The 26673-nt window shown below is 42.4% G+C and carries 25 protein-coding genes; 4 read left to right on the forward strand and 21 right to left on the reverse strand.

All coding sequences use genetic code 11. The features are described from left to right. Window positions 1-8: 8 nt before the first annotated feature. Complete coding sequence (locus EWE74_RS03865) at window positions 9-497, reverse strand: hypothetical protein (RefSeq protein ID WP_206365129.1); 489 nt, start codon at window positions 495-497, stop codon at window positions 9-11. Between the two features lie 233 nt (window positions 498-730). Between EWE74_RS03865 and EWE74_RS03870 the strand changes: the two genes are divergently transcribed. Further along, window positions 731-2035: a DEAD/DEAH box helicase gene (locus EWE74_RS03870; RefSeq protein ID WP_130140193.1), complete on the forward strand. Its 1305-nt coding sequence runs from the start codon at window positions 731-733 to the stop codon at window positions 2033-2035. A gap of 9 nt (window positions 2036-2044) precedes the next feature. On the opposite strand, the gene EWE74_RS03875 is transcribed toward EWE74_RS03870, so the two are convergent. Then, window positions 2045-2404 (reverse strand): DUF4180 domain-containing protein, encoded by a 360-nt coding sequence (locus tag EWE74_RS03875; RefSeq protein WP_130140194.1) that lies wholly within the window; start codon window positions 2402-2404, stop codon window positions 2045-2047. Window positions 2405-2633: 229 nt separating this feature from the next. On the opposite strand from EWE74_RS03875, the gene EWE74_RS21410 reads away from it, so the two are divergent. Next, on the forward strand, window positions 2634-2768 hold the full coding sequence (locus tag EWE74_RS21410) for a hypothetical protein (RefSeq protein ID WP_262708708.1): 135 nt from the start codon (window positions 2634-2636) through the stop codon (window positions 2766-2768). A 541-nt stretch (window positions 2769-3309) separates the two neighbouring features. Here the strand turns inward: EWE74_RS21410 and EWE74_RS03880 are convergent. The 12 genes from EWE74_RS03880 to EWE74_RS03935 form a co-directional block, all read right to left on the reverse strand. After that, complete coding sequence (locus EWE74_RS03880) at window positions 3310-3639, reverse strand: hypothetical protein (RefSeq protein WP_130140195.1); 330 nt, start codon at window positions 3637-3639, stop codon at window positions 3310-3312. 131 nt (window positions 3640-3770) lie between these two features. Then, window positions 3771-4211 carry a sulfatase/phosphatase domain-containing protein gene (locus EWE74_RS03885; protein WP_130140196.1) on the reverse strand — a complete coding sequence of 147 codons (441 nt, stop codon included), beginning with the start codon at window positions 4209-4211 and terminating at the stop codon, window positions 3771-3773. Window positions 4212-4215: 4 nt separating this feature from the next. Beyond that, the gene (locus EWE74_RS03890; RefSeq protein WP_130140197.1) at window positions 4216-5541 is read right to left on the reverse strand and encodes a sugar porter family MFS transporter; all 1326 of its coding nucleotides are present in this window, start codon (window positions 5539-5541) and stop codon (window positions 4216-4218) included. Beyond that, window positions 5541-6434 (reverse strand): ROK family protein, encoded by an 894-nt coding sequence (locus EWE74_RS03895; RefSeq protein WP_130140198.1) that lies wholly within the window; start codon window positions 6432-6434, stop codon window positions 5541-5543. Before EWE74_RS03895 ends, EWE74_RS03890 begins: the two co-directional genes overlap by 1 nt. 17 nt (window positions 6435-6451) lie before the next feature. Then, on the reverse strand, window positions 6452-7600 hold the full coding sequence (locus EWE74_RS03900; RefSeq protein ID WP_130140199.1) for a glycoside hydrolase family 130 protein: 1149 nt from the start codon (window positions 7598-7600) through the stop codon (window positions 6452-6454). A 39-nt stretch (window positions 7601-7639) separates the two neighbouring features. Further along, a complete protein-coding gene (locus EWE74_RS03905; protein ID WP_239018549.1) occupies window positions 7640-9061 on the reverse strand; it encodes a RagB/SusD family nutrient uptake outer membrane protein in 1422 nt (473 codons plus the stop codon). Window positions 9062-9147: 86 nt separating this feature from the next. Continuing rightward, the gene (locus EWE74_RS03910; protein ID WP_130140201.1) at window positions 9148-12261 is read right to left on the reverse strand and encodes a SusC/RagA family TonB-linked outer membrane protein; all 3114 of its coding nucleotides are present in this window, start codon (window positions 12259-12261) and stop codon (window positions 9148-9150) included. 149 nt (window positions 12262-12410) lie between these two features. Then, complete coding sequence (locus tag EWE74_RS03915; protein ID WP_130140202.1) at window positions 12411-13439, reverse strand: LacI family DNA-binding transcriptional regulator; 1029 nt, start codon at window positions 13437-13439, stop codon at window positions 12411-12413. A gap of 107 nt (window positions 13440-13546) precedes the next feature. Beyond that, on the reverse strand, window positions 13547-14899 hold the full coding sequence (locus tag EWE74_RS03920) for a sulfatase family protein (RefSeq protein ID WP_130140203.1): 1353 nt from the start codon (window positions 14897-14899) through the stop codon (window positions 13547-13549). 127 nt (window positions 14900-15026) lie between these two features. After that, window positions 15027-15488, reverse strand: coding sequence for a pantetheine-phosphate adenylyltransferase (coaD, locus tag EWE74_RS03925; RefSeq protein WP_130140204.1), 462 nt, complete (start codon window positions 15486-15488; stop codon window positions 15027-15029). Window positions 15489-15508: 20 nt separating this feature from the next. Then, a complete protein-coding gene (rsmD, locus tag EWE74_RS03930) occupies window positions 15509-16048 on the reverse strand; it encodes a 16S rRNA (guanine(966)-N(2))-methyltransferase RsmD (protein ID WP_130140205.1) in 540 nt (179 codons plus the stop codon). After that, a complete protein-coding gene (locus EWE74_RS03935) occupies window positions 16036-16833 on the reverse strand; it encodes a DUF3822 family protein (protein ID WP_130140206.1) in 798 nt (265 codons plus the stop codon). The genes rsmD and EWE74_RS03935 overlap by 13 nt, the downstream gene beginning before the upstream one ends. A 76-nt stretch (window positions 16834-16909) precedes the next feature. Between EWE74_RS03935 and EWE74_RS03940 the strand changes: the two genes are divergently transcribed. Next, complete coding sequence (locus EWE74_RS03940; RefSeq protein ID WP_130140207.1) at window positions 16910-18334, forward strand: ATP-dependent DNA helicase; 1425 nt, start codon at window positions 16910-16912, stop codon at window positions 18332-18334. After that, on the forward strand, window positions 18324-18878 hold the full coding sequence (locus tag EWE74_RS03945) for a hypothetical protein (protein WP_130140208.1): 555 nt from the start codon (window positions 18324-18326) through the stop codon (window positions 18876-18878). Before EWE74_RS03940 ends, EWE74_RS03945 begins: the two co-directional genes overlap by 11 nt. Here EWE74_RS03945 and ruvB read toward each other — a convergent pair. The 7 genes from ruvB to EWE74_RS03980 all read right to left on the reverse strand — a co-directional run bounded on the left by ruvB (window position 18875) and on the right by EWE74_RS03980 (window position 26672). Continuing rightward, complete coding sequence (gene ruvB, locus EWE74_RS03950) at window positions 18875-19897, reverse strand: Holliday junction branch migration DNA helicase RuvB (protein WP_130140209.1); 1023 nt, start codon at window positions 19895-19897, stop codon at window positions 18875-18877. The two genes, EWE74_RS03945 and ruvB, sit on opposite strands and share 4 nt — an antisense overlap. A 16-nt stretch (window positions 19898-19913) precedes the next feature. Further along, window positions 19914-20639 (reverse strand): polyprenol monophosphomannose synthase, encoded by a 726-nt coding sequence (locus EWE74_RS03955; protein WP_130140210.1) that lies wholly within the window; start codon window positions 20637-20639, stop codon window positions 19914-19916. A gap of 14 nt (window positions 20640-20653) precedes the next feature. Further along, complete coding sequence (locus tag EWE74_RS03960; protein ID WP_130140211.1) at window positions 20654-22237, reverse strand: peptide MFS transporter; 1584 nt, start codon at window positions 22235-22237, stop codon at window positions 20654-20656. Between the two features lie 153 nt (window positions 22238-22390). Beyond that, entirely contained in the window at window positions 22391-23275 is an 885-nt protein-coding gene (locus tag EWE74_RS03965) for a sugar phosphate isomerase/epimerase family protein (protein WP_130140212.1), read from the reverse strand. Between the two features lie 19 nt (window positions 23276-23294). After that, window positions 23295-24023 (reverse strand): (Fe-S)-binding protein, encoded by a 729-nt coding sequence (locus EWE74_RS03970; protein WP_130140213.1) that lies wholly within the window; start codon window positions 24021-24023, stop codon window positions 23295-23297. After that, window positions 24020-25327, reverse strand: coding sequence for an MFS transporter (locus EWE74_RS03975; RefSeq protein ID WP_130140214.1), 1308 nt, complete (start codon window positions 25325-25327; stop codon window positions 24020-24022). Before EWE74_RS03975 ends, EWE74_RS03970 begins: the two co-directional genes overlap by 4 nt. 34 nt (window positions 25328-25361) lie before the next feature. Next, window positions 25362-26672, reverse strand: coding sequence for a D-alanyl-D-alanine carboxypeptidase/D-alanyl-D-alanine-endopeptidase (locus tag EWE74_RS03980; protein WP_130140215.1), 1311 nt, complete (start codon window positions 26670-26672; stop codon window positions 25362-25364). Window position 26673: the final 1 nt, after the last annotated feature.

Genomic DNA, 26673 nt, shown 5'->3' on the forward strand with positions numbered 1-26673 from the left:
ATCATTTATTATTTGTTGTCCCAGGAATTTCGGCTATAGACACCTGGCACGGCATGATCACCTTCCTCAAAACCAAATGCTACATATCGTACATCAGGTAGCTCCGTAAAAGAGTAGGTCGTGGAGACCATAAACTGCTCTGCTCCCGCCGTTCCCATTTGCTGTGTCAATACGGTGCTTTCGGGAATTTCGAGATAAACCGTATCGCCAAAAGTTTCTATATACCTGACCTGTACATTTGGCCATGTATGATTAATCATGGTTTCAATACCTTCGGCTGTCAAGCTATCTGCTGGGACTTCCCGTACTTTAACAGGTTTGAAATCAAGGGTAACCGTGTCATATTGGTATTCCCAAAAGGCTTCTGTCGGCACATAAATAAATGGGTTTTCCACTTGTTGAACGGTGTCCATTTTCATAGTATCCGATTCATCGTATTGTTCTTCACCTTGTTGCCGTGATGGGTTACAACCTACACCTAATATTAACAGCCCCATAAATATTGTTTTGATATGCATACGAATGCCTTTTCTCTTTTTGGGATAAACGTATATAAAGTGAATATGTTTAGGAAAAAATTAAAAAGGCTTCAATCGGGGAGATCGAAGCCTTTTACTAACTAACCAATTATTAACCTAAATTATGAATTGCACATATATTAGCAACCATCGTGCCAAACTTTCAATTTTTAATACCCGTTTTGTCCATTTTTAATATGTAAATTTGTCCCATGGAGCTCCAACAGATTTTAAACAGGATGCAGATTGCGGAATTAAATGCTATGCAACATGCGGTCCTAAACACCTACGACAATAATAAAGACTTCGTTTTACATTCGCCCACAGGGAGTGGTAAAACACTTGCTTTCGCTTTGTTGTTAGCCAAACATCTCAAAAAAGATAAAGACGGTGTACAAGCCCTCATATTAGTACCTACCCGGGAACTAGCGCTCCAAATAGAACAAGTCATGCGCAAAGCGTTAACAGGGTACAAAATCACCTGTGTATACGGTGGTAACGATACCAAGACAGAACGTAATAAACTTCGCGAAGCACCAAGCTTATTGATCGGTACACCCGGACGGGTGATGTATCATATCGAAAGGACATATGTGGATCCTTCCGCTATACGAACGCTCGTCCTCGATGAGTTTGATAAATCATTGGAATTCGGTTTTCAAGAACAGATGCAATATATCATCGAACAGCTACCGCGGTTGCAACATCGTATCCTCACTTCGGCAACGAAAATGACGGAGATCCCGACCTTTACCGGAATTGGTGATTTTGTGACGGTTGATTTTTCTGCTGATGCCGATACGGCTCCTAAACTTACGATCAAGAAAGTAATTACACCTGCGCAGTATAAATTGAGTACCTTATTTAAACTGCTATGCAAGAATGGAGCAAAGAAAACCCTTATTTTCTGTAACCACCGGGAGGCGGTAGATCATATTAGTGAGTTACTCGAAAATCGGGAAATTATACATGATATGTTTCATGGTGGTTTAGAACAGGAAGATCGGGAGCTTGCTTTATTGAAATTCCGTAACAACTCCAATCGTATTTTGATCACGACGGATTTAGCGGCCCGTGGATTGGATATTCCGGAAGTGGATGTCATTATACATTATCAGTTACCTTATAAGGCGGATGCGTTCATCCATCGTAATGGCCGAACAGCTCGTATGCAGGCCAGCGGGGAAGTCTATGTTATCCTGAAACCGGAAGAGGAATATCCATACGTGCCAGAAGGCAGCGAAATAGTCATTTTGGAAGAGGAGTATCCTCTCCCACCAAATTCGCCTTTCGCCACGCTTTATATTAGCGGCGGTAGAAAAGATAAGATCAACAAGATTGATATTGTCGGCTTTCTGTTAAACCTGGACGGGATATCGAAAGAACAGGTCGGCATTATTGAGGTTAAAGATAAAGAATCCTACGTCGCTGTGGAGCGTGCTGCAGCCGCCAGTATCATCAAACAAGCGAATAATCAAAAGATCAAAGGTCGGAAGATACGGATTGGTCGGACGTAGTTTTTGTGTCTATCTGCTTAACGCGTTTAGAGCCTCATCAAGAGAAGCTAGAAAATTAACGTGCTTTCCTTTATTACTTTCGTAAATAAAATCGTTCAGACTCTTGCTTTCCAATCCTGAAAAATCTCCAATAATGACAAGGGAAACCCGATAGTTGGAAAATTTCTGCAGTATTTCGCCTGCCATCTTGTTTTTTAAATCGAAGAAATCGGGCGTAATATTTTTCTGATGGATAATCATTTTGTCAAACCCTTGGTAATATACATTGCCCATTAAATCCAACGCATCTTCGGCATTTTGGATGATGATTTTATCGGAGATTATTTCTGCGACTGCTTTTTCGTTTATTTTGTGGGATTGGATGTGCATCTGCTTTGCAACTAAAAAAAATCATTAATTCATAATCAACAACATTTGGTGTAATAATATTGTTTCTCAAAGATACTTATTGATCTCCGAAGTTACAATAGATTTAGCTTTGCCTTGTTGTTTAATGTTCATGACATCTTGTTTTAGAAGGAGGGGTCATTCCTCACTGTGTAACAAAGGTGGTCTGAGGGAGAAAATTTTGATGGGAAATGCCATCAAATACAAAAAAATGCAAACGAACACTTTTAGCCGTCCTGTTTGCATTCCACACAACAACTCGAGCTTGGCGACGGAGTACTTTGGCCGATCGTCGAACTACTTTACGAGGATGATGACCATCAATATGGCTCACCAGACGGTATAAGTTACGAATTTGATCAATTTATTTGTGTCTTACGGCGGCAAATAATTGACGAAATAGTCTCATTTTCAGTAATATTAACGTGACAATATATAGGTGTCTTTATGTTGTAGCGTCTACGAAAAAGCGCAAAGTTCCCATTTTGTACATGTACATTGTTCCCTTGTGCATGTACATGGTTCCGTTGCGCATGTACTTAGCGGCTATGTACCGTGTTTGCATCAACAAAGCACTGTAGCTGATGGTCTTGTACCGTGTCAAAACGTACTTGTGGCCTGACATATCGATTCTGTCCTTTTGATGGTCGATGACCGCACGTGACATGTTTGATATGTCACGTGCGTGAACGACTATGTGTTTGAAGTTGACCACAAAGTCACGGAACATAATCTATAACTCACGTGACATGTCAGCTTTGTTCTCGTACAAAACAGGAATGTGCTGTGCAGGCATGCACATGTACATTTACAAAGCCTCAAAGAAATACGCAGTCGCTGTTTTCCCGTACACCGACGCGATCTCGTCGTACGTCTTGAATCGTTCGTCAGACAACGACACGATGTCGTGGTATTGGAGATACAGTCAACCCGTCCAGGGAAGTGATGGGGATGATCATCTGTTTCATCTCTTTGTGCGGGAAGATCATTCTTTCGTATGACGTAACAGTACTTCCGCCCTTCGGGATGAGTTTTCCGTTCGCCGACATCATCTCCCGGTATGCCGATACGTTGTCGGCATACCGGGAAAATGTTTCTTTGGACAGGAGCAACGTTGCCCCAGAGACCGAGACGACTTTCCCATATGCCGACGTGAAAAAGATGGACGGGAGTTGCGTAAAGTAGGGCAACGAAGTGATGTCGGCGTCCGTCGACATAACACTTCCGTCCGCCGACGTTACATTTCTGTTAGGGTCGGTGATAGGGTTTTACCTAATTGATCTTTGAGGTTGTATAAATATATTTACGACGAATACCTGCAAAACCCGGTTTATAAGATTAAGCATCTTTACTTTTGATTTGGCGGTACTTTCAATTGTTTTCGCAGTCTGGCAAGTTCTTTTTCCAACATCTTTCTTTTAGCTGTATATTCAGGGTTATTATATACGCTACGCATTTCATATGGATCTCTTCGCAGATCGAATAGTTCCCATTCATTCAGCGAATAGTAATTGATCAGCTTCAGGCTATCCAAATAAACGTCTTCATGTATAGGCACTCCGTGACCACCGGCCTCGTAATAGTGATAATCCTGCATGTAGCGCTGGTATTTCCACGGTGTAAGATCATCGCCTTTTGGTTTCAGATCGTAGAACGCCTTATTTTTGACAGTATAGGCGGTGTCCCAAGCTTTTTTCTGCGCATCACTCATCCGTGCATAGCTAGCTTCTCGCAGTTTGCTCAATATATCGGTCATAAACCACAAGAAAATCAAGTACCTAATCCCCATAAATCTACAGTGCCTCTTGGATCTCTTCTAAAGACTTTCCTTTTGTCTCTGGCATAAATTTCCATATAAAAAAGAAAGAAACAGCCATCATAATGCTATAGAAAAGGAAAGAATAAAAACCACCGTTCGGATTTCCTTCAGCAATAACAGGAAATACCCATGAAATGGCTGCCGCCATAATCCAGTGGGTGGAACTTCCGAGCGAACTGCCTTGCGAACGAACATTATTCGGAAATATTTCTGCAATGAACACCCAAATTACAGCTCCCTGTGAAAAAGCAAAGAATGCTATAAATCCGATCAGATAGATCAATACCCACGAAGCGCCTGCTATCCCCTGACTAAAAGCATGTGCAACTAAGGCAAGAAACACAAACATGCCAACGCTGCCGATCAATAATAGTTTTTTTCGGCCAAATTTATCGATAATCATCATGGCTAGACAAGTAAAGAGTAAATTCGCACCTCCAATAAAAACAGGTTGTAAATATGCTAATTGTTGATCGAAGCCTGCCAATTCAAAAATTCTGGGCGCATAATACAATATCGCGTTGATTCCACTCAACTGATTAAACATAGCCAGTATGACGGCATACAAAATAGGTTTGCGGTGTTTCCGCTGAAACAAGGAGTCTTTTGTGGTTCCCGATTGTGCACTTGCCCTCAAGACGTTTTCCGTGTCCGGTTCCCCCAACTTATGGAAAATGTCACGTGCTTTTTCTTGTTTGCCCTGCATCATCAACCAGCGAGGGCTTTCCGGAATAAGCTGCAAGAGACCGAAAAACAGCAGGGACGGGACAACCATGATACCGAGCATCCATCGCCAAGCTTCGTCACCCATCCCGACAAAAAGAAAATTCGTTAAATAAGCAATAAAAATGCCCAGTACAATCATGAATTGAAAAGAGCTCGTTAAACGACCCCGGATATTTGCAGGTGCGATCTCGGAGATATAGATCGGACCAACCACAGACGACATACCTACGGCGAGACCGCCGATAAAACGCGATAAAATAAATAACGACCAATTACTGGACAACGCACAGCCAACTGCAGAGCATAAATAAGCCAATGCGATCACAATCAATACTTTCTTACGTCCAAATTTTTGTGCCGGTATACTGGCCACCAATGCGCCAATAACCGTTCCTATAAGACTTGAAGAAACAGTAAACCCTTGCCAGAATGAATTAAGTGCCCAAAGTTGCTGAATATTCTTCTCGGCACCGGAGATTACTGCTGTTTCAAACCCAAAAAGAAACCCGCCCAGAGATGCGATAAGTGCGCACCGGATGGCAAAACCACGTTTAGAATTAGATATTGAATCCATTATGAATTCATTTTTTTAAATTTAATAAATGAAGCAGCACCCAACATAGCGGCCTGCTCTCCCATTGCAGCAACTTTCGCTGGAATACGGATACCATAATCCTCTAAAATGTGTGAAACCTGAGGTAAAAAAAGCGCCTGTGCCTTGCTGATGTTTCCGCCGACAATAATTATATCTGGATTTAATTCCGGTATATGTTCCAGAAGAAAATCTGCTAGCCAAATCGCCAGCTGTTGCATGGCCTCCGCTGCCCTGCCGTCCTCACCTGCCCCTTTTACGAGTGTCTTGACATCTGTTGTGTCTTTTCCTCCAAGAGCGCGATAATAGGCCAGAATACCGCGGCTGGAAATATAATCTTCCGCCATACCGCTCAAATATGGTGATGAACCAAGGTTCAAGTCCCTTACCTCATCCTGTTGAAAGAATGCGGAACCTAACCCCGTTCCAAGGGTCAATCCCAAAACTCTTTTGAAATACTTATTACTGTCTTGGCACATCTCGCCGCGTAAAAACGCTTCCGCATCATTCATGAACCAAATACGATCCATCGGGAGCGCCATTCTATCGGCAAACTCCCGCTTAATATCCATTCCGAACAGCGCATCGTATTTATCCATATCCTTGATTAACGAAATACCTCTTTCGTAATCGAAAGGTCCGGGCATCGATACGGCTAGGCAATCGCATTTGTTTCCCCAGATTTCTTGGGCAGCGACCAATGTCGCTGTCCAAGTTGCCAAAATGACCTCGGCGGTAGCATGCGCATCAATTTTTTGGCGGACGATGGTGTCGGAAATCACCGTTTGGCTCGTGCCATTAACTACTGCCGCTGTGATATGCGAACCTCCGATGTCCGCACACAGAATACCTTCTTCTATAAAGCTATTAACCATTACTATACAAACAGCTTTTATGGCAATGGATCTGGGTGCGCCGGGTTGCTCGGATCATATACGGCTACCGCTACTTCGGAATCAGCACATCCATAATATAAAAACCATTTGTTATGGAAATATACCAGTCCTTCTATAAAAACAGTTCCATCTCTATATTGACCGCTTTTTTCAAAATCTTCCATAGGTCTTAAAAACGGTACATCCAAGCGACCGATCACTTTCGTGGGATCATCTGCATCGAATAAGACCTGGCCTGCACTGTATGTTCCCCTGTTGAATCGCTTATCTCCGTGCTGTGGATTATTTTTACCATTGTATAGCAACAGGATACCATGTTCCGTCAATATAGCCGGTGGACCGCATTCTGTTAGATCGCTATCAAAGAATCCTTTTCGCGGCGAGATAAAGGCCTTTATCTTTCGGTTTTCGTCTACTACAGGCTCCCAATCGATTAGGTTATCCGAAGTAGCACCATATACACCATGTTCTCCCCAATACATCCAATATTTACCATTCACTTTCGTAATCACCTGCTTTCCATCTTTTACCTGTGTAACGATAGAAGCAGACTTATGGAATTTATCGAAGATAAGATCGGCATTTTTAGCTTTCGCAAAAATTTGCCCATGTTTTTCCCAGTTTATCAAATCTTTCGAAGTGGCTACGCCCAACCTAGCAGTCTTCCTGTTCCATTGGGTGTAAAACATGACGTAAAGACCATCTTCTGTCACAGCTATACGAGGATCCTCCGTTCCTCCAGGCCATTCAAAATCTTTCTGTGCGTCATCGGCCGGATAAAAAACAGGCTTTTCTTTACGCGTAAAGGAAATACCATCATCGCTCAGTGCATAACCTAAGCGTGACGTACGGTGACCTATGCCTACACCCGACTTATCTTCCGCTCGATACAGCACAACAATTTTACCGTCCTTTACCGTAGCCGCAGGATTGAATGTATCGTTGGATTCCCAGGCGACTTTTTTACCGCTCATCGGATCCATAAACTGGGTATGTTCCAAAGGGGATATAACCGGATTTACCCCCTGTGGTCTGACAAAACCACCAAATGCCCATTCCGGCAGTTTATTCGTTTGCTTCTGCGCCTGAACTGTTCCTACAGCCGTGACTAACAAAAAAAGTATCTTTAACAACTGATTATTCATGTTTTAAAATTTAAATAATTAGAAAATATATACGTTTTATTAATAATCCGGATTCTGGGTAAGCGATCCTCCCGATAAATCAATCTCCCGTTGAGGTATCGGATATAGATAATGATGGGGCCTAAAACTTTTTCCCATGTTTCGCAATACCTCGGCAGCGACTTTCCACCTCCTTAAATCACTAAATCGGTGGCTTTCGAAACCCAATTCCGAGCGTCTTTCCTGCATGAGCCAAGTTTTGATGACACTCGGATCCGATTCCTGTACATTCCGGTCCGGAAGTGTACCTGTCGGCGCTTTGCCACCATCTACCTTAACCGTGTTACGGGCACGATTTCGTACCTTGTTAATCAGGCCAATGGCTTGCGGATAATTTCCTGTTTCCAGATAAGCTTCCGCTTTCCAGAGGAGTACATCTGCCCACCGTATCAAGATTTTATTTGCCGGTGAATCACCATTTCCACGGTTAGCCGCATTTAAGTCGCCCATTAGCTTATAGACCAACCTGTCACCTACATTAACGGTATATTCCAACCGAGGGTCGTTCTCTTCAAACGAAGCTAAAAAATCATCTGTAGGTGCCAGGAAACCCCACCCCAGCAGAGCTCCAATACTATTCCCATTCTTAGGCAACGTCCCTTGCGTATGGTTGTAAGCGAAAATCACCTCTTGATCTTTAAACTTTTTGCTATTGCTGAAACTGTCAAAATAGTTATCATTCAAAGAAAAATAACCCTTTTGTTCCAATGCTTCCACTTTACTGATTACCTGTTCCCATTTTTCTGCAAATAAAGCTACCTTGGCCTCCAGGGCTAATACCGCCGCGGCAGAAACCCGCCAAGGTTCCGTATCCACGGGATGCTTAGCATCCGGTAATAATTGTAAGGCTTGCTGTAAGTCCGTATTTATCTGCTGCCAGATTTGATCCTGCGGAACTCTTTTGGCCACTTCATACGCTTCCTCAAAGCTCGTCAGCGGTTTGGTGAGTAGCGCTACATCGCCAAAATTCGTAACGAGCTCGATGTAATAATACGCACGCAAAAACAGCACTTCTCCCAGCATCCTTTCTGCAAGGGCTGTTGGGATGCCAGCCTGTTCGATGGTCGCTGGATTGCCGAGCTTGTCAATTGCTAAATTCGCGCGGGAGACCCCTTCGTATGCATAGGTCCAAATTCCATTAAACGCGGGATTTTCCGATGTAAACGAAAAACGGCTCACCTCATCTATCCAAGCTTGATCCCCATCGGAAACCCATTTTTTATTCATATCACCTCCGGCGATATCCTCTATCACAAAATCTGGCCGAATATACAATCCTTGCGCCCATGCTCCGCTTCCAAGAAAACCGTTGGTATTTCGCAGTGGTTCATAAGCACTGTTTACGGCAGATTTCAACGTCGATTCCGACGGACTTTCATTAATTTGATCTGGAGTAAGCAATCCAATCGGATCCTTCTCCATATTGCAGCTAGTCATTACGAAAAGTAGGCTGCATACACTGCTAAAAATCGATAGTCTCATTTCTATATATTTTTTCACACACGTAATTAAAAAGTAACATTGACACCAAACAGGAATGTTCTGGACGAAGGATATGTCCCCATATCAATCAAATCCGTCGATTCGGGATCGAGCCCCTTATAATTTGTGAGCGTTAACAAATTTTGGCCAGAGACATAAACGCGCATATTTTTCAACACATTCGTTTTTTTAACCAACGAGCCAAAGGAATAACCCAGTTCCAAATTTTTTAGACGAGCATAGGAAGCATCCTCAAGCACGATGGTCGAAATCCGGCTACTTCCATTATCGTTAAAAGTTACCCGCGGAATGCTGTTGCTGCTCCCTTCACCGTTCCAGGCGTCTAGTACATCCGTCGTATAGTTAAATGGCCGGGTATCAAAATCCAGAATCTTCCGTCCGTCGTTAAAACGGTCAACTCCTTGAACACCTTGAATTAAGACCGCAAAATCAAAGCCTTTATAAGCTGCCGAAAGATTTAGGCCATACGTTAATTTCGGAATCGGGCTCCCCATAAAATTCCGATCCTGATCGTTGATTATACCATCTCCGTTGAGGTCTTTAAAGCGGATGTCTCCCGGTTTCTGCGGTGGATTTTCTACACCGAATAAATGGGAGTCGATTTCGGCCTGATTCTGGTATATTCCTTCCTGCAAATAACCGAAATAGGCATTGAGCGGATTCCCGACCTCTGTCCGTGTGGCTCTATCGCTGATATAAGGCACATTGGGATGCAGTTTTACCACCTCATTGGATAGGGTTGCCAAATTTCCATTTATACCATACCGGAAGCCGCCTTCTGTTGTCCGGCGGTAGCCCAACGAAAATTCAAAACCTTTATTTTTTACCCGACCGGCGTTGACAATGGTTGGCTGTACATCTCCCACCAAGGCGGGCATAGAGATAGGCAATAGAATATCGCGGGTATCTTTTATAAAATAGTCTGCCGTAAAGGTTACCCTATTTTGAAAAAGAGCCATATCCAATCCCACATTATGTTGTATGGTTGTTTCCCATTTCAGATCGGGATTCCCATAGCGGTCAATCAGGTAGTTTTCTCCTGCTCTTTTCATGAGCGTCAGGAAAGCATAGTTATCAATTTCTTGATTCCCTAAAGTACCCGTACTCGCGCGCAAACGTAAATCGCTGATCCAATTAATATCTTGCATAAACTGTTCTCGGCTCATGGTCCAGCCTACCGAAACAGAAGGGAAATATCCCCATCGGTTGTTCTCTCCAAAACGTGACGATTCATCGGCCCGTAAGTTAGCCGTCACCATATATTTGCCATCAAATTCGTAGGTAGCCGACCCAAATAAACTAAACAACGCATATTCTGATCCGGATCCTCCGTTCCATAAATCTAGGAGCGTACTGCCGTAATCTAAGTACCGGAAAGTCGGCATGGTGTAATCGTAACGTCGGCGGGAACCACTTATAGCCGAAGCATTATTATTAATATACTCGGTTCCCGCTAAGGCACTGATTTGATGTAGACCAACTGTTTTTTCGTATGACAACACATTATTCCAGGTCAGTGTAAAGTCTGTTCCACGATTTTCATTCAGACCTTCCGGACGGTTTAGACGTCCCTTCCCACGATCGTTAGCACTAGCACTTCCGTCGTCATCACCATAATTTTCGGAGAATGCCTTCGTATGGTTTACATTTAGGTCTATACCTACATTTGTTCGGAATTTAAGGGACTTGTCCGCAAGAAGCGCATACTCTCCATATACATTACCAAACGTCTTAATCCGCGAAAAAACATTATCGGTAAAATACGCCGCCGCAACAGGATTCCGCGTAACCTCGTATTTACCACTTTCATAACCTCCGTTCACGGAATTGTAGCGATAAAACGGCAGGTCGGTAAAGGGATCACTTTCAGACCAAGTCGGATCTGACGGATCTTTATATACACTTAGAAGAGGAGGTCTCAACATAGCGTGCCGGATAATACCGGGGGCGTCACCTTTCGCCGAAATCTGATCACGTTTGGAATACATAAGCTGCAGGTTGGTGCCGATTTTTAAACGTTCCGTCAACGCGCTGTTTACATTTGTCCGGAAGTTTATCCGCTCATATTTATCATTGTCATAAACAACGATACCATTTTGCCGATAGTAACCGCCAGATATTAAATATTGCGTTTGCTCACTTCCGCCACTTGCCGCGAGTTCTACACTGTTGGTCTTTCCGGTTTCGAACAGTTCATCTAACCAATCCGTATTTGCGAGGTCGGTACGTGATTTATCTTTAGTATAGGGATTCTCTCCGGTATTACCCGAATTATTCCAGGAGGTTTCCAATACGTCCAGATATTGTGTCGTGTTCAGTAATTTGGGCAGGTTGTTTACTTGTTGTAAGCCACCAAAATAATTGATGTTCAGCGACGACTTACCCGCCCCGCCCTGTTTAGTCGTAATGACGACGACGCCGGCAGAAGCACGCGATCCGTAAATAGCGGCTGCGGAAGCATCCTTTAAAACCGACATGGACTCAATATCAGATGGATTCAGAAAAGTAATATCTCTTGAAGGCACCCCATCAACAACATATAGTGGATTATTGTTTCCAATGGTACCCTCTCCGCGGATCCTGACGTTGATACCATCGCCAGGAGCTCCACTGGTTTGCGTAATCTGTACACCTGCAACCTGTCCTTGTAAAGACTGTGCCACATTTGGCACCCGTCTCGTCTCTAGATCAGACATATTAACCGATGCTACAGCACCTGTTACCGAGGATCTCCGTTGTGCCGAATAACCCACAACAACGACTTCATCTAGTGCTGCTGCATCCTCCATTAAGGTGATAAGCATATTCTGTCCTGGTGTCGCTTCCACTTCCTTGGAATGGTAACCCGTATAAGAAATGGACAGTACCTGCCCTTCACTTACCGCCAGTACGAAATGTCCATTAGCATCTGTGGACGTCATTGTTTCCTGTCTCGCGACGCGGATTGTCGCGCCAGCCAAAGGCCTTCCACCTGGATCCACAACGGTTCCTTCTACATTCGTTTGCGGTATTTCCAGCATTACCTTTCCTTTTACAGGAGAGGCAATTGAAAAAGCAGGTGAAAATAGGCAAGGAAGTGCAAGCAGGTAAAATTTGAACCATAAGTTTCTCTTGTTCATCGCTCTTTTAGTTAGGTTTATAAACTATAATTTTATTAGCGTAATAATATTCCTGAAAGTAGAAAAACCGCTTTTGCAAATCATGCAAAAAAAATGATTTTTATGCTTTTCAGTTCAAAACTAAATTAAAAAAACCAGTTTAGCAACATTTATTTTAACTTTTTTTTAACACTGGATTCCCGAATGACTAATGTGGAAGGCACCGTAATATACTGGTAGGGTTCTATCGTTCCTTTGTCGATACGATTCAGTAAAATTTTAACAATCGTCGCACTTAATTGTTCCAGCGGTTGGACGATAGCTGTAATGGATGGTGAAAATAGCCGGAACAAGTCGTGTTCATCAAACGCAATAATGCCAATCTCGTCCGGTATCTTTTTACCTATTTCACGGATCGCTTCCAGACCACTTATACACAAATAGTTTGTTGCAAAAAAAACAGCATCGACATCCGGATTGTTTTGTAAGAAATGGATGATCTCGTTCCTGTAGCCTTCTCTATCGACATCATACCGCATCTGAAGCACGATGGGGGTCTGTTTTTTCTTTCGCATCGTATGGAGATAGCCATCCAGACGTTCCTGCATCTGGCTTTGAGGAGAGGCTAGCGAAATGAAGGCGATGCGCTTAAATTTTTGTTCCAGCAGATGTGCACAAGCCTCTTCTACAACTTCACGGTTATTCGTTCCCACATAATCTGTCTTCACCCCTTCCAACATCCTATCAAAAATAACGACCGGCACCTTATCGTTTATAACTTTTTTAACTCCTTCTTCCATCTTAACGGGTGGAGCGATGATAAAACCGTCGACGTGAGTATCTTTAAACAACTGCAATACGGACAGTGCATCGTTTGTATTATTTCGAGTACTACTGTAAATAATCCGATAACCACTTTTCTTCGCCCGCTCTTCGATCATCAGTGCAATCGGCCCGAAAAAAGAGTCCCCTATATTTTCTACAATCAGGCCAATACTATTGGTCTTTCCCGTCGCAAGACTTTTTGCCATATAATTCGGCTTATACCCGATTTCCTTAATGTACTCGAGCACACGCTGTTCCTGCTTTTTGCTAATTCTGTGGGCCTCGGCTTTTCCATTGATGATGAAGGATACCGTGGATTTGGCCACATTCAAGTGTTTCGCTATATCATTAATAGAAGGTTTTTTGTTTGTCATAACAGTCTAGTGTACGCTGATGTATGTTTTGTTATATTATTGTACGCTTTACTAAGGTCTTAATTTTTATCTAACTTTCCTACATTTATTATGTTAGTGCATGTTGCCTACTGTTCTTCCTGCTTTTGCCATGGAACACTCCCACCTTTTTGCATTTGTTTCATTAGCAAGCGGTGTAGTGTAACTCGTTTAGCCTCCTCGGTTTTGATAACATTATTTTGCTCTAGAGGGTCTTTCGTTAGGTCGTATAACTCAAATGGAGATGTCGGAGTGTTTTGCAATAGTTTAAAGTTATCATTTACCACTGCATTTGATATTTTTCCGCCATAACTGCCACCCTCTCGCCGAATAAAAAATATAGGACGTGGAGCCATTTTTGAACCACTATTTTTAAGTATCGATGCAAAGCTGACCCCATCAATTTTGTGGTCCACGGACAACCCCGCGAGTTCTGCTAACGTTGGATAAATATCCATCAATAACAATTTCTCTGTTGACTGTGTGCCAGGTTTTATATGCTCAGGCCAACTGATGCATGCCGGAATCCGGATGCCACCCTCATACATGGTTCCTTTACCATCGCGCACATTTCCGTTATTAGCGCCTAAATCAAGTTGGCCTCCGTTATCACTTAAAAACACAATTAAGGTATTTTTAAACTGTCCGTTGGCTTTTAGGGTGCTAATAACTTTGCCAATACCATCATCCATTTGTTCAATAAGAGCTACCAATTTAGCTCTTTTGTCAGTAATGTTAGGCTCGCGGGCTTTTACTTTAGCAAGAAATTCTGCGTCGGGTTGTATGGGCGCATGGGGAGCGGTGTAGGCAAGATAAAGGAAAAAAGGGTTTTCACTGCCAATCTGAGTATTAAGATAGTCAACAGCCCAACTCGTAAATAGATCAGTAGCGTGTCCTTCCGCAATAATTGGCTTACCATTTTCACGCAAAAAATTGATACCATTTCGGGTGTGTTTCCAATAATCATCCAGCATATCGTCTAACCAGCCATGGAAATAATCAAAGCCTTTTTGATTAGGTAAATTGGGCATATCCAAACCCAGGTTCCATTTACCCACAATCGCAGTTTTATATCCTGCTTGTTTCATTAACGCCGGCAATAATTGCGAACCCGGTGTCAAATACCCAAAAGTATCTGTTACTTGATTACGGATTAGTCCCGGCACCCCAACCATTTCCGGGTACCTGCCTGTTAGCAAAGAAGCACGGCTGGGAGAACACACAGGTGAGTTCGCATAAAAGTTATCAAAACGAATGCCCTGTCTGGCTATTTCATCAATATTTGGGGTGCGGATATCAGGGGTGTTATAATAAGAAACATCGTGATAACCTAGATCGTCAGCTAATATAATCAATACATTAGGATAAGATTTTTCTTGAGCTGATGAAAGTATAGGAAAGAGCAGAAATAATAAAATTAAATAGGTTGGTTGTCTTTTCATTGTAATAGCGTATTTCCGGAGGATAAATGTAAACATTTTTTTTATATCAGAAAATACTGTCTACTTCTACGGGCAATGTCCATGTTCTTGGCAATGTTGGTCTGCGCCGTGGTGCTGATTATTTCTATTATATATACTTCAAAACCTCCTTTGGCACCAACGCCGATACATCACCGTGGTGATGTAAAATATCCCGGACAATGGTCGACGAAATATGCGCCAACCCAGATTTTGCCATCAGAAAATACGTTTCGATCTCCGGTGCAAGCAAGAGGTTGTTTTGTGCGATGGCATTCTCAAATTCAAAATCGGCAGTATTCCGTAACCCACGAAGCAGATACTTCGCTCCTATTTCCTGGCAAAAATCAATCGTAAGACCCGAAAACTGCGTCACCTCTACCCTTTCATTCGATGCGAATAAATCCGAAATACCATTTACCCGATCATCAAAAGACATCAGCCCTTTTTTAGTACTATTTATCCCCACGGCGATGACGACCTTGTCGAATAAAGATAGTCCCCTCTCCACGATATTTTGGTGAGCATACGTAAACGGATCAAATGATCCGGCAAAAACAGCAGTGTTCATATCTGATGAGCGTTAAAGGTTTACGAATCCAATTTATAAAAGCTAAACGAAGAATAGCCATACTTCCTTGTTTCTATATAAAACGACGATTCATCCATTTTTCGTGTAGAAGGATGTTCAACCACCATCATTCCCCCCGGCTTCAATAAGCCTTTTTCAAGCATCAGGCTTGCCAATTGCGGTAAAGATGGTAGATCGTACGGTGGATCGGCAAAAATGAAATCATATTGACTTTTACACGCCGCGATAAACTTCAGGACATCCGCTTTACGGGTGCGAATAACCTCGATATGCAGTTTCTTCGTGGTATCCTTAATAAACTGCAAACATTTAAAGTGAATGTCTACAGCCTCTACCGAAAGCGCTCCCCGCGAAGCCAATTCAAAACTGATATTGCCCGTTCCGGCGAAAAGATCAAGGCAATCGCATTCATCTATTGCGATCCGATTATCCAATATATTGAACAGTGCCTCTTTGGCGATATCCGTTGTCGGGCGAACAGGTAAGTTGCTTGGTGGAGATAATCGAAGTCCGCCATATTTTCCGCCTATGATACGCATAAGGGAGCATCTGCTATGAAGTTCAACTTGCCGACTTCTTGCTGTACACCCTCATCATCGGCATGCAAATCTGTCCGGCCTTGGATAAACTCTACACGATGGGCAAAGTGGGTAAGTGCCGTGCTATAAGCATGCTGGGCATTAATGCCGGAAATCAATATCTTATGCAGTTTAATATGTAAATCAAAAGCCTGACACGTAGTCAGTACAAAATAATTTAAATCGTCTACATGCTGTATATCGAGCACATTATAAAACAGGAATTTACCATTTTTGAAAGCAAACAGTTCGACCTGCGTATTATTGAAATGTGCACCCAATACCTCGCCCTGCATGGGGATATAAGATTGTACCTCGTCTAAAAGGAGCTGAAAATCAGCCACAAATTTTGCATGGGGAAAGATAGCACGCCAGCGATTGTGCAAGAGCATATCATATTGATAACAAGCGGTGATGGCTAGGTTATCCAAGCTATGAATTTGTGTGCGGTCAACGTGGTCATCCAGTAAAAACTCCTGATATAACGGGTGGTTTTCCGATTGATACACCTCAGCGGGAATAAACACTAAACTTTGCACCGGTAAACTGATGAACACATACTGAAACGGTAATCCCAATAACTTAATGGCCTCCGTGTCGGGTTCATTTGCGGGATAACGGAACATTGCCTGAACCTGACCAGATTCATCGACAACGATTAATGTATCTTCTAAAAAATCTGCCTTTACGAACAGCTTATACTGTGGTATATAATGTAAGTGGAAATTCTTTGATGTATATTTCATACGCTGGGTTGTTGAAGTCCCTCAACAAAATTAGCTTTTCCAATCGATATGACCAACCTTTTGCATAACTTTGATTATGTATATTCAGAACCTGCTTACCCAACAGTTTGTATGGCAACCTACCTCGCAACAGCAGGAATCGTTTTTGCTTTTAGATGAGTTCTTAACGACATTTCAGCCAAGCACGTGCTTTCTGTTAAAGGGTTATGCCGGCACCGGAAAGACCACGATTATAAGCGCATTGGTGAAGATTTTGCCGACACTTCAGAAAAAGTCCGTTTTACTGGCGCCTACCGGGCGGGCCGCAAAGGTTATGCGGCACTATTCTGGGAGAAAAGCATTTACTATCCATAAAAAGATATACCGTAAAAAATCTGCCGCTACACTCGATATGGATTTTACCTTAGCGGAAAATCTACATGAAAACACCTTGTTTATTGTAGATGAGTCTTCTATGATTTCGGATGCCGGCGAGCAATTCTTTTCCCGAAGTTTACTGGATGATTTGATTCGCTATGTGCAATCAGGCGAAAACTGCTGTCTTTTATTTGTTGGAGACACCGCACAATTGCCACCTGTGGGCATGTTGGAAAGCCCAGCTCTGGATCCGAATTACCTCGAAGCGAACTACCACTTACGGGTTTTTCATTATGAGCTTCGCGAGGTTGTACGGCAGCAAAAAGCATCGGGTATACTTTATAATGCTACCAAAGTACGTAACGATATCCATTGGGAAGATCAGGGGGGCGCACTCCCTTTTCCACAATTCCATACCAAAGGGTTTACGGATATCTTTCGCATGAACGGTGATCGACTATTGGAGGGACTACACTATAGCTATGACCATTTTGATATCGAAAACACCATCGTGATCTGCCGGTCCAATAAATCTGCCAATTTATATAACCAGCATATCCGGAATCAGATTCTCTTTCGCGACGAAGAAATTACTGGAGGCGATTTGGTGATGGTCGTACGGAATAATTACTATTGGCTTCAGCAACATGACGAGAAAAACACGGGGTTCATCGCCAATGGCGATCTGGCGAAAGTTCGGAAGGTCAGTAATATACACGATCAACATGGTTTCCGCTTCGCGGATGTATCGCTGGAATTTATAGATGATGACGAGCTGGAACCCGTAGTATGCCGTGTTCTGCTCGATAGTTTACACGTAGATGCGCCCAATATGCCACGCGACCAACAGCAGCAATTATATGAGTCGATTGCACTGGACTATGAGGATATACCGACCAGAAAAGATCGCTTGGAGGCGATAAAAAAAGATCCTTATTATAATGCTTTACAGATGAAGTTTGCTTACGCGATCACCTGCCATAAAGCACAAGGTGGACAATGGCCCTGTGTGTTTGTCGATCAGGGTTATTTAAATGACGAGATGCTCAATATGGAGTTTTTACGTTGGCTTTACACCGCTATTACCCGGGCCACAACACAATTATTTTTGGTTAACTTTAACCCTAAATTTTATGGAGAATAAGGATTTTGAGCCGCAACTTGTTCAATTTCTAAAAGTCGATATCCGACAATATCCGGCAAAATCATTTAATCTGGATTTTATCCAGATACAGGGTTTCACCGTAGCCAGCCTGCTGGCGTATTCTTACCATCCCGACAACCAAGTTTCTTTTCGGGCGGCATGGTTGCTCGAACATGTTTGTATACAACAACCTGCGCTCATTGCTCCCCTATATGACACTTTCCTTATCGGATTATCAAAGCAGATGCATTGGGGAACCATACGGAGCTACACGAAAATAGCGATGCTGGCTACTGATTTTAAAACAGCCGTCCCGCAAACCCGCGATCAGGAGGAAATTTTAATAGAACAAGCATTTAATTGGTTAATCCATCGGGAGTGCCCGGTGGCGGTTCTCGTTAATTGTCTTGATATATTGTGTAATTTACGGAAGAACAATCCTTGGATCTCTACAGAATTGAAAGAACAGATTCATCACTTGCTCAAAAATCCGACTCCGGCATTAGCGAGCAGAGCAAAAAGGGTATTGAAGAAAATAGCTTAAAATAACGTATTTCCTCGATGGAAGGTGTTTCTCCCCAGGTGTTTGAACGCCAGTTCGGTACATTCACGACCGCGGGATGTACGCATCAGGTAACCTTCTTGAATCAAAAACGGTTCATATACTTCCTCTATCGTTCCTTCATCTTCTCCTACGGCTGTAGCGATCGTTTTCAGTCCGACAGGCCCACCTTTGAATTTATCGATAATGGTGGTCAGAATCCGATTATCCATCTCGTCCAGCCCATTTTCATCTACATTCAGGGCATTCAGGGCATATTGCGCGATAGCTCTATCAACGGAACCGTTGCCCTTAATCTGCGCGAAGTCCCGCGTTCGACGCAACAGGGCGTTAGCAATACGAGGTGTTCCCCGGCTTCGTCGCGCAATCTCATACGCACCTTCTTCCGTAATCGGTGTGTTTAAGATATGAGCCGACCTTAATACAATTGTAGTCAATAGCTTAGCATCATAGTATTGAAGTCGTGAGTTAATTCCAAAACGGGCGCGAAGCGGAGCTGTTAACAGTCCAGATCGGGTCGTTGCACCAATAAGCGTAAAGGGATTCAACGAAATCTGAACGGAACGGGCGTTGGGCCCGGTTTCCAACATAATGTCAATTTTGAAATCCTCCATCGCCGAATACAAGTATTCCTCGACCAGCGGACTTAAACGGTGAATTTCATCGATGAACAACACATCACCTTCTTCCAGATTCGTTAGTAAACCCGCTAAATCCCCCGGCTTATCCAATACCGGACCGGATGTGATTTTGATGTTCACGCCCATTTCATTCGCGATAATATGGGATAACGTGGTCTTACCCAAGCCAGGAGGGCCATGTAACAATACATGATCCAATGCCTCGCTGCGCAGTTTTGCAGCTCTGACAAAAATAGAGAGGTTTTCTAAAATTTTCTCCTGCCCCGTGAAATCCTCGAAGACCTGCGGACGCAATGCCCTTTCTATATCCCTATCAATGGGATTTAGTCTTTCTGGATTCGGATCAAGATATTCATTCATATATACGCGAAGTTAACTATTTATATTTCTTAAACCAACTCTCTATTTTTAGCTGGATAACCCCGAAAAATGCTTCTCTGAATATGCGCGTACTCATTTTAGAAACTCCCTCGGTGCGATCGGTAAATATAATAGGCACTTCTACTAGTTTGAAACCATATTGGATGGCGGTAAACTTCATTTCAATCTGGAAAGCATAACCGATAAACTTAATATTGTCCAATGGAATTTTTTCCAGGACGGACCGAGAAAAGCAGACAAAACCGGCTGTAGCGTCCTGGATCGGTATACGCGTGATAAGTCGCACATACGCGGATGCGAAATACGACATTAGCACACGGCTCATCGGCCAGTTCACCACATTGACGCCTTTTATGTAACGGGAGCCAATTGCCATATCTGCACCCTCCAGACACGCCTGACGTAGACGGATTAAATCCTCGGGATTGTGGCTAAAATCCGCATCCATTTCGTATATATAGCCGTAATGGCGCTGCAAAGCCCACCGAAATCCATGGATGTACGCTGTTCCCAAACCCAGCTTTCCTATCCTTTCCTCGATAAACAAGCGGCCGGGATATTCCTGTTGGATAGTTTTGACGATGGCAGCTGTACCGTCCGGTGATCCGTCGTCAACAATCAGAATATCAAAAGGAATTGGAAGCGAAAAAACCTTGCGGATGATTTTCGCTATATTCTCTTTTTCGTTATATGTCGGAATAATGACTAGACTGTCTACCACGGGTAAATTATAGGCTAATTAATACCATGCATCATTTTCTTCAGTTTCGGATTGAATAGCAATAAAAATACGGCCACCACGATCGGTATAGCAGCGATGATGTAGAAGAATACCGACATGGAGTAAGTCTGTGAGATTTTATCAATATAAGATCCCGTCATACCGGCAATAAAGTTCGCTATAGCAGAGGCCGTAAACCAAAGTCCAAATAGTAGTCCGGCTAATTTCTTCGGCGAGAGCTTGCTTACATAAGATAGCCCTACCGGCGATAAACAAAGTTCACCTGTGGTGTGGAAGAAATATGCAAGGATCAGCCAAATCATACTGACGGAAGCTGTTGTAGCTCCCTGTGGAATACTGCTCGCACCAAACGCTAGCGCTATAAAACCAATCCCCACTAACAGCAATCCCATCGCAAATTTCACCGGACCGGACGGATTCCATACTTTCTCCCACATTTTACTGAAAGAAGACGCTAAGGTAATGATGAAGAAAGAGTTTAGAATCTGGAACCAGGACACGGTCACCTCGGTTTGTTCGGCACTGAATTCGCGATATACTTTCCAGATACCCAGTCCCCATATAATGGCAAACGATAACGCAGTAAAGAAAATAGTTAACGGATACGCAGCTGCGATTCTTTTTGCCAAGCTATACAGTACCCAGGTTACGATCATAATCGGGAAAATCGTTAAAGCCGCATCAACCCATTTAAATGTTAACCCTGCATTTCCTTCTAAAACACGTTGTGTATAATCTTTGGCAAAGATAGACATCGAACCACCAGCCTGCTCAAATGCAAAAAAGAAAAATAAACTAGCAAACATCAATACCGCTACTACAATCAGCCTATCGCGTACCACATGCTTAGGTGTATCCTCGTCTGTCACTTTCTCTACATGTTCGTCTGGTTGATGTATTTTGTTGGGTTTTTCGCCAATGATACCGAAGATCTTCTGTGCAAAGAAGAACTGCAACATACCAAAAAACATAAATACACCGGCAAGACCAAAGCCATAATGCCATCCTATTTTTTCGCCAATATACCCACATAGCAACATCCCTAAAAAGGCACCGGCATTAATCCCCATATAGAAAATGGTATAACCTGCATCTTTCTTCGAGCTGGTGTCTGGATAAAGTTGACCAACCATAGAGGAAATATTCGGTTTAAATAAACCGTTCCCCAGAATCATCAAGACTAAACCCAGGTAAAAAAAACTAGTCCCAAACGTTTCAAACGCCATCGAGAGATGACCCAAGGTCATAATCAAAGCGCCTAACGTAATAGCTTGACGATATCCTGTAAGTTTATCCGCGATCATTCCTCCGATCAACGGTGTAAGATAAACTAAGCCGGTATACCAGGCATAAAGCTGCATAGCGTCCGCATTTGTCCATCCCCATCCACCTTTGGCAATTTCTGTAATGAGGAACACGGTCAATAGGGCGCGCATTCCATAATAGCTAAAACGCTCCCACATTTCTGTAAAAAACAGCACAAATAAACTTGCGGGATGCCCCATTACCATTTTGTTGTCAATGCCCTGCTTAGCGAGGTGGTTTACCAGGACTTCGTCTTCTTTTTGTTGAATCATCTTTTAAAGTTATTGTCATGAAAACCAAAATCAAACAGGGGTATTCACCTAATTGATTTTGGCAACTTTGCTACAAAGAAAATAAAAATTCTAGTTTTTCCCGTAATATCCATTTTATATTTTGTAAAAATTCAATTACGGGTTAATCCGAATTTACAACGTCTTAAATCGCTCCAGCAATTTTTTAGTCGCGAGAATACCGTCTAATTCGGCAAGTTTACTACCTTCATACTCAATGCCCACATATCCCTTAAAACCAGCCTCTTTCACAATTTGCATCATGCGGTGATAGTCAATAGCCGTTTCGTTACCATTTGCGTCAAAATCGTGAGACTTGGCACTTACTCCTTTCGCATAGGGCATTAGATCTTGTACACCTTGATAGCGATCGTATTCATAGAAATTACCGAAATCAGGTAAACTTCCACAGTTTTTCTTACCGACTGCTTTCAACACGCCTGCCAACCAATCACCATGGGAAGAGATACCGCCGTGATTTTCTACAATGACGTTAATTTTTGCTTTTTTACCATAGTCCGCTAATGTGCCTAAGCTGTCGACGACACGTTGTGCCACCTCTTCCGGCGTACCTTTTCCGGCTGCATTTACGCGGATGGATTTACATCCTAAAAAGGCTGCTGCATCGATCCACTTATAATGATTGTCAACAGCTTGTAAACGCTTCGCATTATCTTCGTCTCCTAGATTCCCTTCCCCATCGATCATGATCAACACATTTTTGACACCATTATCTTTAGCCCTATTGTTCAAGTCTTTCAAATAAGCCATATCTTTAGCTTTATCTTTAAAGAACTGATTGACATATTCCACCCCGTAGATACCACATTTTTTTGCGGCAAATTCCGGAAAATCAATATTCTTTAAATCTCCTGCAAATAGTGTTTTGTGAAGAGACCATTGCGCTAACGAAATGTCAAACCATGCTTTTTTTGCGGCAAACACATCTAACGAAGGAGCTATTACCACTCCTGCTGTTGCCAATCCTAAGTTTTTTAAAAACGTTCTTCTAGAGTTCATTGGATTTTTATAGGTTTTATTAAATATTTGCCCACCCAGAGGTTAATACATCCGCGATATGTTTGGTCTTGATGGGGAGTTGATGTTTATCAATATATCCTTGTATTTGAAATAAACATGAACTATCTGTTGAAATAATATAGTCAGCTTTAACGGCCATGGCCTTTTGTACTTTTTGTTCAGCAATCGCCGCCGATATGCCTTCAAATTTCACAGAAAAAGTGCCACCAAACCCATAACATGCGTCTTGCTCATGCATAGAAACAATCTCAAGACCGCCCACTTGCGCTAATAGCTGTCGGGGTTCTTCTTTCATTTTATATTCCCCTAACGCGGCACAGGAGTCATGATAGATCGCCGTACCCACTAATTCTGCTCCAAAATAATCTTTTTTAAGCACATTTACCAAAAAATCGGTCAATTCGTAGATGTTTGATTGGATATTGCGACAGCGGTTATGAACCGTAGAATTGGTAAACAAATCATCATATCCATTTTTTATCATCTCGGTACAAGAGGCCGACGGCGACACGATATAATGATCTTCCGAAAAATCACGCAGAAATTTAAGACCGATTTTCTTGGCCTCATCCCAGAAGCCCGCATGATACGCCGGTTGCCCGCAGCAGGTTTGTTTCGGATTATAGATAACTTCGCAACCTGCTTTTTGCAACAGCTTCACCGTGCTAAAGGCCGTTTCCGGATAAATCTGATCTATGAAACAGGGTATAAATAGTTCTACTTTCATGACGTCATTGCCTTATTAAATCGCAGTAAGCGAAAGAGTAAACCACATCCAATGATAAAAAATACAGAAAGAAACAGTGCGGAGTAACGTATGTTGTGGGTGAACTGTTCTATCAACCCAAAAGAAAATAACCCTAATACAATAGCTAATTTTTCGGTGATATCATAAAAGCTAAAAAAGGATGTCGTATCCTTGATGTTTTCGGGAAGGAATTTAGAATAGGTAGAGCGGGAGAGCGATTGAATACCGCCCATCACTAATCCAACCAGACACGCTAAAACGTAAAATGCTGTTTCTGTTTTTATGAAGAATGCGGATACACACACACCTATCCACACCAATACGACGACGATCAAAATCTTAATATTACCGAACTTTGCAGAAAGCTTGGACATCAAAAAAGCACCGAATATGGCAACCAGCTGAATTAACAGTATGGTTATAATGAGTTTAGAGCTCTCGAGTTGAAGCTCTTTGGCGCCAAATGCAGCCGCTACAATCATCACAGTTTGCACCCCGGCAGAATAAAAAAAGTAAGCCGGTAAAAATCGACGAATACGTTCCATCTTCTGTATACGGCGTAATACGATACGGTATTCTATAATAACCGTACGGAATACTTTTTTGGAGGCCCGTATCACTGATTTTTGGTTGTTCGGAAGTGCAAAAAACGGAATGATCGAAAAACTAGCCCACCACACACCGACCAACAAAAAGGATAACCGCGGTCCAAACGAGGCATCGATAATACCGAACCATTCTGGTTTTAAAATAAACACCAAACAAATAAGCTGGAGGGTAACGCAGCCTACGTAACCATAGGCAAAACCTTGTGCACTCACGCTGTCCTGCTTATCTACCGTAGCTATTTCGGGTAAATAGGAATTGTTAAATAATACACCTCCGATATAGCCCATAGCGGCCAATCCGAATAATATTACGCTCATTTCTAATGTTTCTAGCCGAAAAAAGAAAAGCCCCATACAAGCTACCGCGCCAAAATAGGTAAAGAACATCATCATGCTTTTCTTTTTTCCCTGCACATCGGCATAAGACGAAAGAAACGGCAATACAAAAGCCATGAAGAGATAAGAAAAAGCCAACGCAAAGTTAGAGAGAGCAGTATTAACGACCTCGAATCCGAAAAAACTGACAACATCGCCTTTTTCCGCAGTCTGCGTAATCGCCGTGTAATAAGCTGGAAAAATGGTCGATGTAATGACCAGATTATAAGCAGAGTTCGCCCAGTCAAACATCGACCAGGAACGAATTAAGCGTTTGTTGTTTTTTTCAATAACACGCATTTGTGAAGCGAATATAACAGATTTTAATAATTCATTAAAAATATTCCCAGATAAAAGTCATGATACGTGCGACTTCCTTACGCACCGGTTTCGCTGAACCCACGAAATTGTTATGGAGAAAAGAAAACACAAGATTTCGTCCACTACGGGTCCGGATATATCCGCTTTGACAATATACACTTTTTAGGGTGCCTGTTTTTGCCCAAACAAACGGGATCCCACTATCCAGCTGATAAGTCGCTTTTAACGTACCTTCTAAGCCTCCCGCAGCAAACAAATAATGAAGTGCATTTGCTTCCGGAATCTCTTGTGCTATCATCAACAACAGTTCCACCAAACTCCTCGCCGTAACTTTATTATAAGGTGATAAACCACTGCCATCGTATAAGTCTATCTTATCTGTAAAAAAAGCATAATGTGCGGCCTCCATATCTTTTCTTAACCGAGCGGTATGAAAATCACCATATCTATTCATCGCTGCAACCATCATCAGCTGCTCCGCTAAAAAATTATCACTGACCAACATCATCTCCCGTAGTACATCACGTGTAGTAACAGAATATAAAGTATTCACTTCTGTGGGCTTAGGGTATTGAATTAATTCTACTTGTTTCTGTAGCGTATCCTGCAGAAGCTGTATAAATAGCTCATCAGAATATTTAAAAGGTTTCTGGTTTACGTAGTTATTCGGAATTCTTGCGTTATTGATCAAAAAGGTGTTTTCCGCAAATTTTCGATGGATCCGGAATCGGTCTGGTTTCCCGATGGTCTCGTCTGTAGCCACACCAAATTGGAAATGTACAGGAAAAACGGTCAACCTGTTCCGAATACTCCCAAAGGTCACGACATTGCCGTAAATAGGAAATGGTGTTATCTCTGGCTGATAGTATTCCTCATAATCTTCCATAGCCCATCCCAGGCGATAAAAAGGCTCTTCTGTTGATATGCTTCCTACGTAAAATAACTTCTTATCTGTCGCTTTTAAAAAATTATAGACTGTACCTGCATCCAACTTCGGATGTAGAAAGGTGGGATCACCTGTTCCCCAGAATAACAAAGAATCTCCCTTTTCTGTATACTGTAACGCAGGAATGGAATCTCCAATATTTTTAAGGACTGTAAATAATGTGAATATTTTGGCATTGGATGCCGGCGTAAAATATTTATCTTCATTCAATCCCAAGAGGAATTGATGCTCCTCCACATCATAAAGACTAAAGCCAAAGAAATGATTTTTTAATATAGGTGATTGCTCTAACGATCTCTGAATTAAACCTATATCTTGTGATCTTGCTTGATAAGCAGAAAGGAATAAAACAAATATAGAAAACAGCAATTTATTCATA

Origin of the sequence: Sphingobacterium corticibacterium, from assembly GCF_004208525.1 — a bacterium.
Classification (GTDB): domain Bacteria; phylum Bacteroidota; class Bacteroidia; order Sphingobacteriales; family Sphingobacteriaceae; genus Sphingobacterium; species Sphingobacterium corticibacterium.

What these genes read in the sequence shown, in the direction of transcription:
- EWE74_RS03865 (WP_206365129.1), bottom strand. Translation starts at nt 497, where the DNA reads ATGGGGCTGTTAATATTAGGTGTAGGTTGTAACCCATCACGGCAACAA.
- EWE74_RS03870 (WP_130140193.1), top strand. Translation starts at nt 731, where the DNA reads ATGGAGCTCCAACAGATTTTAAACAGGATGCAGATTGCGGAATTAAAT.
- EWE74_RS03875 (WP_130140194.1), bottom strand. Translation starts at nt 2,404, where the DNA reads ATGCACATCCAATCCCACAAAATAAACGAAAAAGCAGTCGCAGAAATA.
- EWE74_RS21410 (WP_262708708.1), top strand. Translation starts at nt 2,634, where the DNA reads ATGCAAACGAACACTTTTAGCCGTCCTGTTTGCATTCCACACAACAAC.
- EWE74_RS03880 (WP_130140195.1), bottom strand. Translation starts at nt 3,639, where the DNA reads ATGTCGACGGACGCCGACATCACTTCGTTGCCCTACTTTACGCAACTC.
- EWE74_RS03885 (WP_130140196.1), bottom strand. Translation starts at nt 4,211, where the DNA reads ATGGGGATTAGGTACTTGATTTTCTTGTGGTTTATGACCGATATATTG.
- EWE74_RS03890 (WP_130140197.1), bottom strand. Translation starts at nt 5,541, where the DNA reads ATGGATTCAATATCTAATTCTAAACGTGGTTTTGCCATCCGGTGCGCA.
- EWE74_RS03895 (WP_130140198.1), bottom strand. Translation starts at nt 6,434, where the DNA reads ATGGTTAATAGCTTTATAGAAGAAGGTATTCTGTGTGCGGACATCGGA.
- EWE74_RS03900 (WP_130140199.1), bottom strand. Translation starts at nt 7,600, where the DNA reads ATGAATAATCAGTTGTTAAAGATACTTTTTTTGTTAGTCACGGCTGTA.
- EWE74_RS03905 (WP_239018549.1), bottom strand. Translation starts at nt 9,061, where the DNA reads ATGGAGAAGGATCCGATTGGATTGCTTACTCCAGATCAAATTAATGAA.
- EWE74_RS03910 (WP_130140201.1), bottom strand. Translation starts at nt 12,261, where the DNA reads ATGAACAAGAGAAACTTATGGTTCAAATTTTACCTGCTTGCACTTCCT.
- EWE74_RS03915 (WP_130140202.1), bottom strand. Translation starts at nt 13,439, where the DNA reads ATGACAAACAAAAAACCTTCTATTAATGATATAGCGAAACACTTGAAT.
- EWE74_RS03920 (WP_130140203.1), bottom strand. Translation starts at nt 14,899, where the DNA reads ATGAAAAGACAACCAACCTATTTAATTTTATTATTTCTGCTCTTTCCT.
- coaD (WP_130140204.1), bottom strand. Translation starts at nt 15,488, where the DNA reads ATGAACACTGCTGTTTTTGCCGGATCATTTGATCCGTTTACGTATGCT.
- rsmD (WP_130140205.1), bottom strand. Translation starts at nt 16,048, where the DNA reads ATGCGTATCATAGGCGGAAAATATGGCGGACTTCGATTATCTCCACCA.
- EWE74_RS03935 (WP_130140206.1), bottom strand. Translation starts at nt 16,833, where the DNA reads ATGAAATATACATCAAAGAATTTCCACTTACATTATATACCACAGTAT.
- EWE74_RS03940 (WP_130140207.1), top strand. Translation starts at nt 16,910, where the DNA reads ATGTATATTCAGAACCTGCTTACCCAACAGTTTGTATGGCAACCTACC.
- EWE74_RS03945 (WP_130140208.1), top strand. Translation starts at nt 18,324, where the DNA reads ATGGAGAATAAGGATTTTGAGCCGCAACTTGTTCAATTTCTAAAAGTC.
- ruvB (WP_130140209.1), bottom strand. Translation starts at nt 19,897, where the DNA reads ATGAATGAATATCTTGATCCGAATCCAGAAAGACTAAATCCCATTGAT.
- EWE74_RS03960 (WP_130140211.1), bottom strand. Translation starts at nt 22,237, where the DNA reads ATGATTCAACAAAAAGAAGACGAAGTCCTGGTAAACCACCTCGCTAAG.
- EWE74_RS03965 (WP_130140212.1), bottom strand. Translation starts at nt 23,275, where the DNA reads ATGAACTCTAGAAGAACGTTTTTAAAAAACTTAGGATTGGCAACAGCA.
- EWE74_RS03970 (WP_130140213.1), bottom strand. Translation starts at nt 24,023, where the DNA reads ATGAAAGTAGAACTATTTATACCCTGTTTCATAGATCAGATTTATCCG.
- EWE74_RS03975 (WP_130140214.1), bottom strand. Translation starts at nt 25,327, where the DNA reads ATGCGTGTTATTGAAAAAAACAACAAACGCTTAATTCGTTCCTGGTCG.
- EWE74_RS03980 (WP_130140215.1), bottom strand. Translation starts at nt 26,672, where the DNA reads ATGAATAAATTGCTGTTTTCTATATTTGTTTTATTCCTTTCTGCTTAT.